At 39.0% G+C, this 12,972-nt stretch carries 15 protein-coding genes; 13 read left to right on the forward strand and 2 right to left on the reverse strand.

From position 1 onward, the window contains the following. Positions 1–23: 23 nt before the first annotated feature. Positions 24–2,225, reverse strand: a complete 2,202-nt coding sequence (gene flhA / locus H7N67_RS02355) for a flagellar biosynthesis protein FlhA (protein ID WP_187938921.1) — start codon at positions 2,223–2,225, stop codon at positions 24–26. Between the two features lie 135 nt (positions 2,226–2,360). Between flhA and rpsO the strand changes: the two genes are divergently transcribed. The 13 genes from rpsO to H7N67_RS02420 all read left to right on the forward strand — a co-directional run bounded on the left by rpsO (position 2,361) and on the right by H7N67_RS02420 (position 12,463). Further along, complete coding sequence (rpsO, locus tag H7N67_RS02360) at positions 2,361–2,633, forward strand: 30S ribosomal protein S15 (RefSeq protein WP_001207116.1); 273 nt, start codon at positions 2,361–2,363, stop codon at positions 2,631–2,633. A 30-nt stretch (positions 2,634–2,663) separates the two neighbouring features. Continuing rightward, positions 2,664–3,953, forward strand: coding sequence for an O-antigen ligase family protein (locus H7N67_RS02365; RefSeq protein WP_187938922.1), 1,290 nt, complete (start codon positions 2,664–2,666; stop codon positions 3,951–3,953). 130 nt (positions 3,954–4,083) lie between these two features. Then, entirely contained in the window at positions 4,084–4,587 is a 504-nt protein-coding gene (gene aroQ / locus H7N67_RS02370) for a type II 3-dehydroquinate dehydratase (protein ID WP_000699284.1), read from the forward strand. A gap of 13 nt (positions 4,588–4,600) precedes the next feature. Continuing rightward, positions 4,601–5,674 carry an aminopeptidase gene (locus tag H7N67_RS02375; protein ID WP_187938923.1) on the forward strand — a complete coding sequence of 358 codons (1,074 nt, stop codon included), beginning with the start codon at positions 4,601–4,603 and terminating at the stop codon, positions 5,672–5,674. Beyond that, the gene (gene folK, locus H7N67_RS02380) at positions 5,674–6,162 is read left to right on the forward strand and encodes a 2-amino-4-hydroxy-6-hydroxymethyldihydropteridine diphosphokinase (protein ID WP_187938924.1); all 489 of its coding nucleotides are present in this window, start codon (positions 5,674–5,676) and stop codon (positions 6,160–6,162) included. Before H7N67_RS02375 ends, folK begins: the two co-directional genes overlap by 1 nt. Beyond that, entirely contained in the window at positions 6,159–7,535 is a 1,377-nt protein-coding gene (flhF, locus tag H7N67_RS02385; protein ID WP_183029735.1) for a flagellar biosynthesis protein FlhF, read from the forward strand. Before folK ends, flhF begins: the two co-directional genes overlap by 4 nt. Further along, positions 7,532–8,416, forward strand: coding sequence for a flagellum site-determining protein YlxH (gene ylxH, locus H7N67_RS02390; RefSeq protein ID WP_187938925.1), 885 nt, complete (start codon positions 7,532–7,534; stop codon positions 8,414–8,416). Before flhF ends, ylxH begins: the two co-directional genes overlap by 4 nt. Before the next feature lie 4 nt (positions 8,417–8,420). Continuing rightward, complete coding sequence (locus tag H7N67_RS02395) at positions 8,421–8,735, forward strand: hypothetical protein (RefSeq protein WP_000868000.1); 315 nt, start codon at positions 8,421–8,423, stop codon at positions 8,733–8,735. Next, the gene (locus H7N67_RS02400) at positions 8,713–9,480 is read left to right on the forward strand and encodes an RNA polymerase sigma factor FliA (RefSeq protein WP_150180651.1); all 768 of its coding nucleotides are present in this window, start codon (positions 8,713–8,715) and stop codon (positions 9,478–9,480) included. The genes H7N67_RS02395 and H7N67_RS02400 overlap by 23 nt, the downstream gene beginning before the upstream one ends. Further along, positions 9,473–10,537 carry a flagellar motor switch protein FliM gene (gene fliM, locus H7N67_RS02405; RefSeq protein WP_000763570.1) on the forward strand — a complete coding sequence of 355 codons (1,065 nt, stop codon included), beginning with the start codon at positions 9,473–9,475 and terminating at the stop codon, positions 10,535–10,537. Before H7N67_RS02400 ends, fliM begins: the two co-directional genes overlap by 8 nt. Positions 10,538–10,540: 3 nt before the next feature. Beyond that, positions 10,541–11,398 carry a flagellar motor switch protein FliY gene (gene fliY, locus H7N67_RS02410; RefSeq protein ID WP_187938926.1) on the forward strand — a complete coding sequence of 286 codons (858 nt, stop codon included), beginning with the start codon at positions 10,541–10,543 and terminating at the stop codon, positions 11,396–11,398. A gap of 28 nt (positions 11,399–11,426) precedes the next feature. Further along, the gene (locus tag H7N67_RS02415) at positions 11,427–11,963 is read left to right on the forward strand and encodes a NanQ anomerase/TabA/YiaL family protein (RefSeq protein WP_187849063.1); all 537 of its coding nucleotides are present in this window, start codon (positions 11,427–11,429) and stop codon (positions 11,961–11,963) included. Continuing rightward, positions 11,960–12,463, forward strand: a complete 504-nt coding sequence (locus tag H7N67_RS02420) for a DUF2147 domain-containing protein (RefSeq protein WP_187938927.1) — start codon at positions 11,960–11,962, stop codon at positions 12,461–12,463. Before H7N67_RS02415 ends, H7N67_RS02420 begins: the two co-directional genes overlap by 4 nt. A gap of 21 nt (positions 12,464–12,484) precedes the next feature. Here H7N67_RS02420 and fur read toward each other — a convergent pair whose 3' ends face one another. Next, positions 12,485–12,937 carry a ferric iron uptake transcriptional regulator gene (gene fur / locus H7N67_RS02425; RefSeq protein ID WP_000824988.1) on the reverse strand — a complete coding sequence of 151 codons (453 nt, stop codon included), beginning with the start codon at positions 12,935–12,937 and terminating at the stop codon, positions 12,485–12,487. Positions 12,938–12,972 lie beyond the last annotated feature (35 nt).

A 12,972-nucleotide genomic window follows, 5' to 3' on the forward strand; every position in this document is an offset into this window, starting at 1 on the left:
TTTTTTTATCAATTATTTATCCATTAAAAGTTAATATGGATCGTGCCTAAAGCTTCAAAATTGGAGTTAGGATCTAATTCCGCATGGCTTAGCACGACCACATCAATCCTGGCCTGCTCCATTTGATTGGAAAGGGCTTTTCTTAAATTAGGCTCTACGATCAAAATCACCGGAGCGATCCCTTTTTGCAAGACTTTCATAGCCTCTTCAGAAACCACTTCAATGAGTTTTTGCAATTCGCTCACATTGAGCAACAGACTCTTAGAAGCGCCATTTTCTCGCAATTTATTAAGCAAAAATTGTTCGCTATCGGTAGAAAAGGTTAAAAATTTCAAACGCCCGTCTTCAGATTTAAAAGCGTTAGTGATCACCCTAGAAAGCCTCGCCCTCACTTGTTCGGTTAAGATATTCACATCGTTTTGAACCAATGGGGCAATATCGGTAATCGTTTCTAAAATAGTGAGCATGTCTTTAATGGGGATTTTTTCATGCAACAAGGCTTGCAAGACTGAGCGGATCGCACCGGTGGGGATTTTTTTACTCTCTTCTACAATCGTAGGATAGTCTTTAGCCAAGCGCTCTAAAAGGGATTTCACTTCGTCTTTAGTGATAAAATCTTCAGCGTATTTTTTCACTAATTCGCTGGTGTGTGTCGCAATAACGGTGCTTGGATCAATAATGGTATAGCCTTGAATAATGGACTCTTCTTTATTTTTGGTTTCAATCCATAAAGCGTCCATTCCAAAAGCCGGCTCTTTAGTAGGAATGCCTTCAATTTCTTTATTCACAAAACCGGTATTCATGGCTAAAAACTTATCTGGCATCACCATGCCCTCACCAATCACAATGCCTTTAAGCTTGATTTCATAATGCGTTGGGGGGAGCTGCAAATTATCCCTGATCCGGATTTGAGGCATCAAAAAACCATAATCGCTCGCTATCTTTTTTCTAATACCCCTAATCCTTTCTAACAAATCGCCCCCTTGTTTCATGTCCGCAAGACTGATGAGCTGATAGCCTAAAGCCAATTCTAAAAATTCAATCTTTAACACTTCATCAATCGCTTGTTCTTCTTCTCTTTTAAGCTCTTCTTGGGTTTTAGCCCTTGTGGTTTGGGTGTGGGGTTTGATTTTGGAGCTGTGGGGTTTTTCGCTCAAATCCAAGCCGAATTTTTGACTCAAATAATTTTCTAATTTAGTGAGCAGCCCATCTTTTCCCTCCCTGCTAATCAGCCATGCGATGAACAAAAAGAGAGTCCCTACAAACGCTAAAGAAAAGGTAGGGAGTCCAGGAATGGTTGCAAAAAGCAATAAAATCGCTCCCACAATCACTAAGGTTTTGCTTTTATTGGTGAGCTGTGTGATGAGTTTGGAAGCAAAGTCCTCTTCTTCGTTTTGCGTGGTGCGAGTGGCGACAATACCGGTCGCTGTTGCAATGATTAAGGCAGGGATTTGCCCCACAAGCCCATCGCCAATGGTTAGGATAGTGAAAGTGCTAGCGCTAAAGCTCAAACTCATATCCCTTTGGAACACGCCCACTAAAAACCCCCCAATGATATTGATAAGCGTGATAATGATAGAAGCGATCGCATCGCCTTTGACAAATTTAGACGCGCCATCCATCGCGCCATAAAAATCCGCTTCTTGGCTTAGAGCGGCACGCCGTTTTTTAGCTTCCTTATCATCAATAAGCCCTGAATTTAAATCCGCATCAATCGCCATTTGCTTTCCTGGCATAGCGTCTAGGGCAAATCGCGCCCTAACTTCAGTAACCCTAGTAGAGCCATTAGTAACCACTAATAAATTCACTAACACTAAAATACTAAAGATAATAGCCCCAATCACATAATTCCCGCTCACGCTAAATTCCCCAAACGCCGTGATAATATCGCTCACCGCGCTAGGCCCTTTATAGCCTTGGGTTAAAATCATTCTAGTGGTGGCGACATTTAAAGCCAAGCGGTACAAGGTTACAATGAGCAATAAAGTGGGGAAAGCGCTAAAATCAGTAGGCTTGTCAATATAAAGCCCGATTAAAATAATCAACACCGATAGCGCGATAGAAATCGTGAGTAAAAAATCCAACACAAAAGGCGGTAACGGCACGATAATGATCGCTAAAATAGCTATCACAAAGACCACAAGGGCTAAGTCTTTGGATTGCAAGAAGCGTTTAAAGACGGGGAAAGTCTTTTTAAAAGCTAATTTGGAGCGTTCGTTTGCCATAATCTAAAATCAATGCCTTAATTTTGGTAGGTGTGTTTGTCTCTTATTATAATATAAAGTTTAAAAGTATGACACAAAAAAGCTTATTTTACGCTATAATGCGATCTTTATTAAATTACCAATTAGGAGGTCGTTATGGCTTTGAATCTGGAGAAAAAACAAGAAATCATTAAGGCGTTTGCCACTAAGGAAAACGATACGGGTTCTTGTGAGGTGCAAGTAGCGTTGTTGAATGAAAGGATCAAGCTTTTAACCGAGCATTTAAAAGCTAACCCCAAGGATCATTCCAGTCGTTTAGGGCTTTTAAAATTAGTCGCTCAAAGACGCAACTTGTTGAAATACATCAAACGCACCGATCATGCGCGTTATGTGGTTTTGATTGAAAAGTTAGGCATTAAAGACAGATAATTTTTATCGGCTTTAGGGCATGGCGAGTTTGTGTTGAAAGAGCGTTTAAAAGCCTTTTTTAGTGCGGACTCTGTTTTCACTTTAATTTTTGCCCTTTTCTTTCTCACTTCGTTTAAAAAGCCTTTAACTCAAGTCTTATTGATTGTTTTAATGGTCTTTTTGTTTTTTAGGTGTTATTTCCAAGCGTCTTTGAAAGAGACTTTTAGAATTAATCATCTAAAAACAATGCCTTTCAAATGGCTTACTTTGGCTTTTTTAGGCGTGTTTTTAAGCATCTTCCCTAACATGTTTAACATGCATGATAGCCAAACTTTCCGCTACAATTTATTCGCTCTAAACATGTCCTTAACTTATGCTTGCGGAGCGTTATGCTTGCTTTTTGCCAGTTGTTTAAGAATCAAATTGAATCAAAAAATCCTTTTTTACAGCATGGCTGTTGCCAATTTCATCAATGGCTTGCTTTCATTGGTGCAAAAAATTTATTTTAACATGCCCAGAGCGCAAGGGTTTAGCACGGTTAAGGAGTATGTGGTTTTAGTGAGCGTTTCCATTTTGGGCTGTTATATTTATGCGCTTTATTCGCAAAATCAAAAAGAAAAACTTTTTTTCACCCTTTCTGTTTTTGTGGGGTTTTTAGTCGTTATTTTAAGCGCTACAAGGAGCGCGACAATCGCCTTTGTAGCTACTTTTTTAATCCTTTCTTGCTTTATTTTATACGCCAAAAAATCGCTCAAACCATTGGGTTATATGGTGGTTGTGAGTCTTATTTTGAGCGCTTTGTATATGGGGAGTAACGCTTTAGAAAAAAAGGGGGCAATAGAGCAATCTAGGGTTCAAAACCAAAGTTTTGAAGAAGATTTGAAACGCTACGCTAAAAAGGACGCTGATAGCAGTATCGGGTGGCGTTTGGAGCGCTGGAAAGAAGCCCTAACGGTTTTGCGTTTAAGGCCCTTTTTTGGTATGGCCGCTAGCGAGAAATGCCAGAGGTTAGAAGAGATTTTATCCTTATCAAAGTCTTATAGAGCCAAAGATTTGATCCTTTGTTATGAAAGATACGACAATCAAATCATTCATGTTCTAGCCACTAGGGGGATCATAGGCTTTTTAATCTGGCTCTTTTTTTTATTAGCGGTTGTAAAGATTTTTTGGAGCGGGATAAAGCAAAACTCTTTAATATCGTTTTTTATATTAACGACACTCACTTTTTACCTCATTTTTGGCATCGGGTTTGACCCCTTTGATTTCTTCATTACGGGAAGTTTTTTTGTAGGAATGATCATGATGGCTGTTTTTTTAAAAAAAGATAAAAGCGCTTTTTAGCATCAAAAAATTTAACGCTAGTCAAGCGGTAGTTTCTTGACAATGCGTTCTTAGGGGGATTTAAGGGGTAAGATAAAAACTTATGCTATAATGCGGTTTCATTCCATATTCAACAAGGAGAAATAAATTAATGAAAATTTTAGTGATTCAAGGGCCTAATTTAAACATGTTAGGACACAGAGACCCAAGACTTTATGGCATGGTAACCTTAGACCAAATCCATGAAATCATGCAAACTTTCGTGAAACAAGGCAATTTAGATGTAGAATTAGAGTTTTTTCAAACCAATTTTGAGGGCGAAATCATTGATAAAATCCAAGAGAGCGTGGGCAGCGATTATGAAGGGATCATCATTAACCCTGGAGCGTTTTCGCACACTTCTATTGCGATTGCAGATGCGATCATGCTAGCGGGCAAACCCGTTATTGAAGTGCATCTCACTAACATTCAAGCCAGAGAGGAATTCAGGAAAAATTCTTACACCGGAGCGGCTTGTGGAGGCGTGATCATGGGATTTGGCCCGCTTGGTTATAACATGGCTTTAATGGCGATGGTCAATATTTTAGCCGAAATGAAAGCGTTCCAAGAAGCCCAAAAAAACAACCCTAATAACCCCATTAACAATCAAAAATAAAAGGGGGCTACCCATGAAAGGATTAGAAAGAGAATCGCATTTCACGCTCAATGAGAACGCGATGTTTTTTGAGTGCACTTATAGTTGTGATAACGCTTTGTTTTTGCAATTAGACGATCGCTCGTTCTTTATCACTGATTCTCGTTACACCCAAGAAGCTAAAGAAAGCATTCAGCCTAAAAATGGCGTTTTAGCGGAAGTGATAGAGTCTAGCGATTTAGTCCAAAGTGCGATTGATTTGATTGCAAAGAGTTCGGTTAAAAAGCTCTTTTTTGACCCCAATCAAGTGAATTTACAAACCTACAAGCGTTTGGATTTAGCGGTTGGGAATAAGGTTGTTTTAGAGGGCGTGCCTAGTTACCACCGCCAAAAACGCATCATTAAAAACGAGCATGAGATCCAACTCCTCAAAAAATCTCAATCGTTGAATGTTGAAGCTTTTGAAAATTTTGCTGAGTATGTGAAAAAGATTTTTGATGAAAAAGAGTCATTGAGCGAGCGGTATTTGCAGCATAAGGTTAAGGACTTTTTGACTAAAGAGGGGGTTTATGATCTGAGTTTTGAGCCTATTTTAGCCTTGAATGCGAACGCGAGCAAACCCCATGCCTTGCCTAGCGCGAAGGATTTTTTAAAAGCGGAGCATAGCATTCTTTTGGATATGGGGATCAAATACGAACGCTATTGCTCGGATAGGACTCGCACGGCTTTTTTTGACCCTAAAGATTTTGTCTTCACAAGAGAGCAGAGTTTCAAGGATAAAGAGCGTCAAAAGATTTATGACATTGTGAAAGAAGCGCAAGAAAAGGCTATTTCAGGCATTAGAGCGGGCATGACCGGTAAAGAAGCGGACAGCTTGGCTAGGGGAGTGATTAGCGATTATGGTTATGGGCAGTATTTCACTCACAGCACCGGGCATGGCATTGGCTTAGACATTCATGAGCTTCCTTATATTTCATCGCGCAGTGAAACCATTTTAGAAGAGGGCATGGTGTTTTCTGTAGAGCCTGGGATTTATATCCCTGGATTTTTTGGGGTGCGCATTGAGGATTTAGTGGTGATTAAAAATTCTAGGGCCGAGCTTTTGTGATGCGAGAGATCCTTACTAACCGCTTTTTCCCAAGCCTTTTTAAAAAAAGGCTTGATTTTTCTAACAGGGTGGTTTTAGGACTAGGATCTAATCTTAAAAATCCTTTAAAAATATTAAAAAATTGTTTTTTATATTTTAAAAATCATAGTAAAATCGGGAAAATTTTTTCTTCGCCCATTTATATCAATCCGCCTTTTGGTTACACTAATCAACCCAACTTTTACAACGCTACGATCATCCTTAAAACATCTTTAAGTTTGCGCCATTTTTTTGCTCTGGTTTTTTATATAGAAAGGCGTTTTGGGCGTCAAAGGAAGCGCGATTTTAAAGACGCTCCAAGAACTTTGGATATTGATATTATCGCTTTCAACCAAGTCATTTTAAGACAGAACGATTTGACTTTACCTCATCCTAAATGGGGTGAAAGAGATTCGGTGTTAGTGCCGTTGGCTTTGCAACAAATTCTTTTTAAAAAAGGGGAGTGGTGAAATTCTATACCTATAGTGGGGAGACGGCCGCTGAAGCTTTAAAGATCGCTCAAAGCCACCATGGGGTGGATACGCTGGTGTTTAAAACCCAAGAAATCCGTAAAAAAACGCTCACTTCTTCTGGGCTTTATGAAATCGTTGTGGCGGTTGAAGAAGAGAGCGAAAACAAGCCCCCTAAAGCCCCTCTCATTCCAGAAAGTTTGTATGATGAAGAATTGAATGAAGAAGATGTGGTCATGCAGCTTTCAAGCACTGTAGAAGAAATGCGCAAACTCGCTGGGGTTTCATCTAATCAGCGCAACTATAGTTTTTCAAAAAATAAGACCCTTTTAGAAAAAGACGCCCCGTTAGAGGATGCGCCTTTAGAGGCTAGTAAGCAAGACGCTTTATTGCAAGCTTTAAAAGATGAAGCTAATCATAAAAAAGAAAGAGAAAAAAGAGAAGTTAAACAAGAAGAAGAAATTAAAGATATTAATCTGCAACTAAGTAAAATCAGAGACAGCCTAAAGCTTATTCAAAACATGTTTTGGGATGAGAAAAACCCCAATTCTGTCAATATCCCTCAAGAATTTGCAGAAATTTACAAATTGGCCAAACAAAGCGGGATGAAATCCAGCCATTTAGATGAAATCATGCAATTGAGCCTGGAATTGATGCCTTTACGCATGCGCGAAAATTCTGTAACGATCAAGCGCTATTTTAGAGAAGTGTTGCGTAAAATGATTTTGTGCCGCCCTGAAGATTTGAATTTGAGGCAAAAACGCATCTTAATGCTTGTAGGGCCAACAGGCGTAGGGAAAACGACGACTCTAGCCAAATTAGCCGCGCGCTATTCTAGAATGCTAGCGAAAAAATACAAGGTGGGCATTATCACTTTAGACAATTATCGCATTGGGGCTTTAGAGCAATTGAGTTGGTATGCTAATAAAATGAAAATGAGTATAGAAGCGGTGATTGACGCTAAGGATTTTGCTAAAGAAATTGAAGCTTTGGAATACTGCGATTTTATTCTAGTGGATACGACAGGGCATTCGCAATACGATAAAGAAAAAATTGCCGGTTTGAAGGAATTTATAGATGGGGGTTATAATATTGATGTGTCCTTAGTGCTTTCGGTTACCACTAAGTATGAAGACATGAAAGATATTTATGATTCTTTTGGGGTGTTAGGGATTGACACTTTAATCTTCACGAAATTAGATGAGAGTAGGGGGTTAGGGAATTTGTTTTCTTTAGTGCATGAAAGCCAAAAGCCTATCAGCTATCTTTCTGTTGGGCAAGAAGTGCCTATGGATTTGAAAGTGGCTACTAATGAATATTTAGTGGATTGCATGCTAGATGGCTTTAGTAACCCTAATAAGGAACAAGCATGAACAATCAAGCGAGCCGCTTAGATAATTTGATGAATCTTAAAAACCCCAAAAGTTTTTTTGATAATAAGGGGAATACCAAATTCATCGCTATCACAAGCGGTAAGGGGGGCGTGGGGAAATCCAATATTAGCGCTAATTTAGCCTACTCTCTATACAAGAAAGGTTATAAGGTAGGGGTGTTTGATGCGGATATTGGTTTAGCGAATTTAGATGTGATTTTTGGGGTGAAAACCCACAAAAATATCTTGCATGCCTTAAAAGGTGAAGCCAAATTGCAAGAAATCATTTGCGAGATTGAACCCGGGCTTTGCTTAATTCCCGGGGATAGTGGCGAAGAAATTTTAAAATACATTAGCGGAACAGAAGCTTTAGATCAATTCGTGGATGAAGAGGGGGTTTTAAGCTCTTTGGATTATATTGTGGTTGATACAGGCGCTGGGATTGGAGCTACTACACAAGCGTTTTTGAATGCGAGCGATTGCGTGGTGATTGTTACCACACCCGATCCTTCAGCGATTACGGATGCGTATGCTTGCATTAAAATCAACTCCAAAAATAAAGATGAATTGTTTCTTATTACTAACATGGTAGCCCAACCTAAAGAGGGTAGGGCGACTTATGAAAGGTTGTTTAAAGTAGCTAAAAACAATATTGCTTCATTAGAATTGCATTACTTAGGAGCGATTGAAAACAGCTCTTTATTGAAACGCTATGTGAGGGAGCGCAAAATTTTGAGAAAAATAGCCCCTAACGATTTGTTTTCGCAATCCATTGACCAGATAGCGGGTCTTTTGGTTTCTAAATTAGAAACCGGCACTTTAGAAATACCAAAAGAAGGTTTGAAAAGCTTTTTTAAAAGGCTTTTAAAGTATTTGGGGTAGGCTGATGAAAGTTCAAAATTTTATCCATTTTTCTGTTGTGGTGGGGTTTTTTTTAGGGTTAGTGTTTTCGGTGTTGAAATTCAATGAGCCAGAGAGCATTTTATTATGGACGGTGTTATCCACGCTTGGGGGATACTTGATCGCGTTGTTGTTTGCGTCTATTTTTATCGCTTGCACGGATTTAGATATTTGTCTTTTTGACAAAAAAGGCACTGAAGAGAGCTTGCTTCGTTTCAACCATGAATTTAAGAACAGAGAAAAAGAAGTGGCTAGTATTTTAGAATACATTAGAAGTTATGATTTTGATGATGGAAAATAGAATGCCCAAAGGAATTCAAAAAACTGAAACCAGCGAAAAAAATATAGAAAAGGTTTTGAACGCCTATGATAAGCAACAACACCACCATCAAGACGATCTCGCTATCCAGTATTTACCAGCCGTGCGTGCGATGGCGTTTCGTTTAAAAGAGCGCTTGCCCAGCTCTATTGATTTTAACGATCTGGTTTCTATTGGCACTGAAGAATTGATTAAATTAGCCAGGCGTTATGAGAGCGCGTTAAACGATTCTTTTTGGGGGTATGCTAAAACTCGTGTCAATGGGGCGATGCTAGATTATTTGCGCTCTTTAGATGTGATTTCTCGCTCTAGCAGGAAACTCATTAAAAGCATTGATATTGAAATTACCAAATACCTTAATGAGCATGGGAAAGAGCCTAGCGATGCGTATTTAGCAGAAACTTTAGGCGAAAATATTGAAAAGATTAGAGAAGCTAAAACGGCCTCAGATATTTATGCGTTAGTGCCAATAGATGAGCAATTCAATGCGATTGAGCAAGATGAAATCACTAAAAAGATTGAAGCAGAAGAGTTGTTAGAGCATGTCCAAAAAGCACTGAATCAAATGAGCGAACGAGAGCAAATCCTTATCCAGCTTTATTACTTTGAAGAGTTGAATTTGAGCGAGATCAAAGAGATTTTAGGCATTACTGAATCGCGCATTTCTCAAATCATTAAAGAAGCGATTAAAAAGGTGCGTAAATCCTTAGGAGTGGATCATGGCTGATATTTTAAGCCAAGAAGAAATTGATGCGCTTTTAGAAGTCGTTGATGAAAATGTGGATATTCAAAATGTCCAAAAAAAGGATATTATCCCGCAGCGCAGCGTAACTCTCTATGATTTCAAACGCCCTAATCGTGTGAGTAAGGAGCAATTGCGTTCTTTTAGGAGTATCCATGATAAAATGGCTAGGAATCTTTCTAGTCAAATTTCTTCTATCATGCGTTCTATTGTAGAGATCCAGCTCCACAGCGTGGATCAAATGACTTATGGCGAATTTTTGATGAGTTTGCCTAGCCCTACAAGTTTTAATGTCTTTTCCATGAAGCCTATGGGAGGAACAGGGGTTTTAGAAATCAATCCTAGCATCGCTTTCCCTATGATTGACAGGCTATTAGGGGGCAAGGGGAGCGCGTATGATCAAAACAGGGAGTTTAGCGATATTGAATTGAATTTATTGGATACGATTTTACGCCAGGTGATGCAAATTTTAAAAGAAGTGTGGTCGCCCGTGGTGGAGATGTATCCTACCATTGACGCTAAAGAATCCAGCGCGAATGTGGTCCAAATCGTCGCTCAAAATGAAATTTCTATCATGGTGGTTTTAGAGATTATCATTGGGCATAGCCGTGGGATGATGAATATTTGTTACCCGGTGATTTCCATTGAAAGCATTCTTTCTAAAATGGGGAGTAGGGATTTGATGCTTTCAGAAACGAACTCTAAAAAGAGCCGTAATAAGGAATTGCAAGCGCTATTGAGCGGGGTGAGCGTGGATATGATGGTGTTTTTGGGCGCGGTGGAATTGAGCTTGAAAGAAATGCTGGATTTAGATGTGGGGGATACTATTCGCTTGAACAAGATCGCTAATGATGAAGTGAGCGTGTATGTGCATAAAAAAAAGCGTTATTTAGCGAGCGTGGGGTTTCAAGGGTATAGGAAAACCATTCAAATTAAAGAAGTGATCTATAGCGAAAAAGAACGCACTAAAGAAATTTTAGAAATGTTAGAAGAGCAGCGCAGAGGCAAAGTGGGCGATATTATGAAAATAGAAGAAGAGTGAGAAATGCAAGATTTTATTAAAATTTTTATTCAAGAGGTTGTTTCTACTTTAGAAGGGTTAGTGGGTAAGGCTCCGAGCGTGGGATTAGAAAAGGAAGTTTCTAACAATGAAGAAGCGAGTTTAATCAGCGTGCCTTATGCAAGGGTTAAGATTAGCGCGATTGAAAAAGAAGAGAGTCCTATTGAATTATTGGCTCCGGTAGATTTAGTTACCGCTTTAAGCGATTTGATGCTAGGGGGTGAGGGGGCGAGTAAGGAAGAAATGGATAATGACGATTTAGACGCTTTTAAGGAAATGGCTTCTAATATTTTTGGCGCGATCGCTACAAGCTTGAAGTCTCAAGAGTTGCTCCCCAAACTCAATTTCACTACCACGGACGCTGAAATCGCTAAAGAGCTTCCTAAAAAAGAAGATTATACTAAGGCGATGGTGTTTTCTTTTAAAATGGAAGCCATCAAAGAAAGCCAAATCGTTTTATTGACTACGGCGGCTTTTGAACGCCAATTTGAAAAAACGCATAAAGAAGAAAAAGAAGAAACGACACAGAGCGCTACTGAAGAGATTAAAACCCATGATGCGTCTTTAGAAAACATAGAAATCCGCAATATCAGCATGCTTTTAGATGTGAAATTGAATGTTAAGGTGCGCATCGGGCAAAAAAAGATGATTTTAAAAGATGTGGTCTCTATGGATATAGGGAGCGTGGTAGAGCTTGATCAATTGGTGAATGACCCTTTGGAAATTCTTGTAGATGACAAGGTGATCGCTAAGGGCGAAGTGGTAATCGTGGATGGGAATTTTGGCATTCAAATCACGGATATTGGCACTAAAAAAGAACGCTTAGAGCAACTGAAAAATTAAACCATTTTAAAGTAAAAAAGGAAGGATTATGGCCATTTTTGGGGAATTAAGCTCGCTTGGGCATTTGTTTAAAAAAACGCAAGAATTAGAAATTTTGCATGCGTATTTAAAAGAGGTCATGCAAAAGGGTAGTAAAGCGAATCAAAGGGTTTTAAACCTCGCGTCTAATACAGAATTTCAAACGCCTTTAGGGCATGGCATTTTTAGTATAGAGCAGAGCTATTGTTTAGAGCATGCCAAAGAAAGCGAGAAAGGTTTTTTTGAAAGCCACAAACAATATGTGGATTTCCAGCTGATTGTCAAAGGCGTTGAGGGGGCTAAAGTGGCAGATATAAATAGGGCTGTCATTAAAACCCCTTATGATGAAAAAAGAGATTTGATCGTTTATGAGCCGGTTAGTGAAGCTTCTTTTTTACGTTTGAATGCGGGCATGCTGGCTATTTTTTTTGAAAGCGATGCGCATGCGTTGAGGTTCTATGGAGAGTCTTTTGAAAAATATAGGGAAGAGCCGATTTTTAAAGCGGTCGTTAAAATGCCTAAAGGATTGATCAAATTAAAATTATGAAATTGGTGAGTCTTATTGTAGCGTTAGTTTTTTGTTATTTTTTAGGGGCTGTAGAGTTGCCTGGAATTTATCAAACTCAAGAATTTTTATACATGAAAAGCTCTTTTGTGGAGTTTTTTGAGCATAACGGGAAGTTCTATGCTTATGGTATTTCTGATGTGGATGGCTCTAAAGCCAAAAAAGACAAACTCAATCCTAACCCAAAGCTAAGGAATCGCAGCGATAAAGGCGTGGTGTTTTTAAGCGATTTGATTAAGGTTGGAAAACGATCTTATAAAGGCGGTAAAGCGTATAATTTTTATGACGGCAAGACCTACTATGTGAGGGTTACTCAAAATTCAAACGGGGATTTGGAATTCACTTCAAGCTATGACAAATGGGGGTATGTGGGCAAAACCTTCACCTGGAAACGCCTGAGCGATGAAGAAATCAAAAACTTAAAGCTCAAGCGTTTTAACTTGGACGAAGTCCTTAAAACCCTTAAAGATAGCCCTATTTAAGCTAGCTTCTTTAAATTTTTTTTAATCATCGCTCTCTTGGCATTCTTTGCACCACACAAACATTTTCATGTCATGGCTAATCAGCTTGGCTTGGTATTTTTTAACGACTTCATTCTGGCGGTGTTCAATTTCAGGGTCTGCAAATTCAATGATCTTACCGCAATGCAAACAAATGATGTGATCATGGTGTTCTTTAGCCGCAATTTCATAACGCCGACCGCTCTTTGAAGTCTCTAAAACACAGATAAAATTTTCTTTTTCTAAGAAATTCAAAATGCGATAGACTGAAGAAATGCTGGTGTTTTTGTCCTTTTGGCGGATAGAATGCGTGATTTCTTCAGGGCTTAGGTGTGTGCCGCTGCGATACAAAACGCTCACCACTTCTTCTCTTTGTTTTGAATTTTTGAGTCCGTTTTTTTTGATAGACATCCTCAAGCGCTCTAAAATAGATTCTAAAGTTTCTAATCTTTTCATGTTAATATTTTCCTTATCCGTAAAATGATTTTTAT

Source organism: Helicobacter pylori (assembly GCF_014498195.1).
Classification (GTDB): domain Bacteria; phylum Campylobacterota; class Campylobacteria; order Campylobacterales; family Helicobacteraceae; genus Helicobacter; species Helicobacter pylori_DO.

Coding starts and splice junctions, on each gene's coding strand:
- flhA (WP_187938921.1), bottom strand. CDS start 2,225: ATGGCAAACGAACGCTCCAAATTAGCTTTTAAAAAGACTTTCCCCGTC.
- rpsO (WP_001207116.1), top strand. CDS start 2,361: ATGGCTTTGAATCTGGAGAAAAAACAAGAAATCATTAAGGCGTTTGCC.
- aroQ (WP_000699284.1), top strand. CDS start 4,084: ATGAAAATTTTAGTGATTCAAGGGCCTAATTTAAACATGTTAGGACAC.
- H7N67_RS02375 (WP_187938923.1), top strand. CDS start 4,601: ATGAAAGGATTAGAAAGAGAATCGCATTTCACGCTCAATGAGAACGCG.
- folK (WP_187938924.1), top strand. CDS start 5,674: ATGCGAGAGATCCTTACTAACCGCTTTTTCCCAAGCCTTTTTAAAAAA.
- ylxH (WP_187938925.1), top strand. CDS start 7,532: ATGAACAATCAAGCGAGCCGCTTAGATAATTTGATGAATCTTAAAAAC.
- H7N67_RS02395 (WP_000868000.1), top strand. CDS start 8,421: ATGAAAGTTCAAAATTTTATCCATTTTTCTGTTGTGGTGGGGTTTTTT.
- H7N67_RS02400 (WP_150180651.1), top strand. CDS start 8,713: ATGATTTTGATGATGGAAAATAGAATGCCCAAAGGAATTCAAAAAACT.
- fliM (WP_000763570.1), top strand. CDS start 9,473: ATGGCTGATATTTTAAGCCAAGAAGAAATTGATGCGCTTTTAGAAGTC.
- fliY (WP_187938926.1), top strand. CDS start 10,541: ATGCAAGATTTTATTAAAATTTTTATTCAAGAGGTTGTTTCTACTTTA.
- H7N67_RS02415 (WP_187849063.1), top strand. CDS start 11,427: ATGGCCATTTTTGGGGAATTAAGCTCGCTTGGGCATTTGTTTAAAAAA.
- H7N67_RS02420 (WP_187938927.1), top strand. CDS start 11,960: ATGAAATTGGTGAGTCTTATTGTAGCGTTAGTTTTTTGTTATTTTTTA.
- fur (WP_000824988.1), bottom strand. CDS start 12,937: ATGAAAAGATTAGAAACTTTAGAATCTATTTTAGAGCGCTTGAGGATG.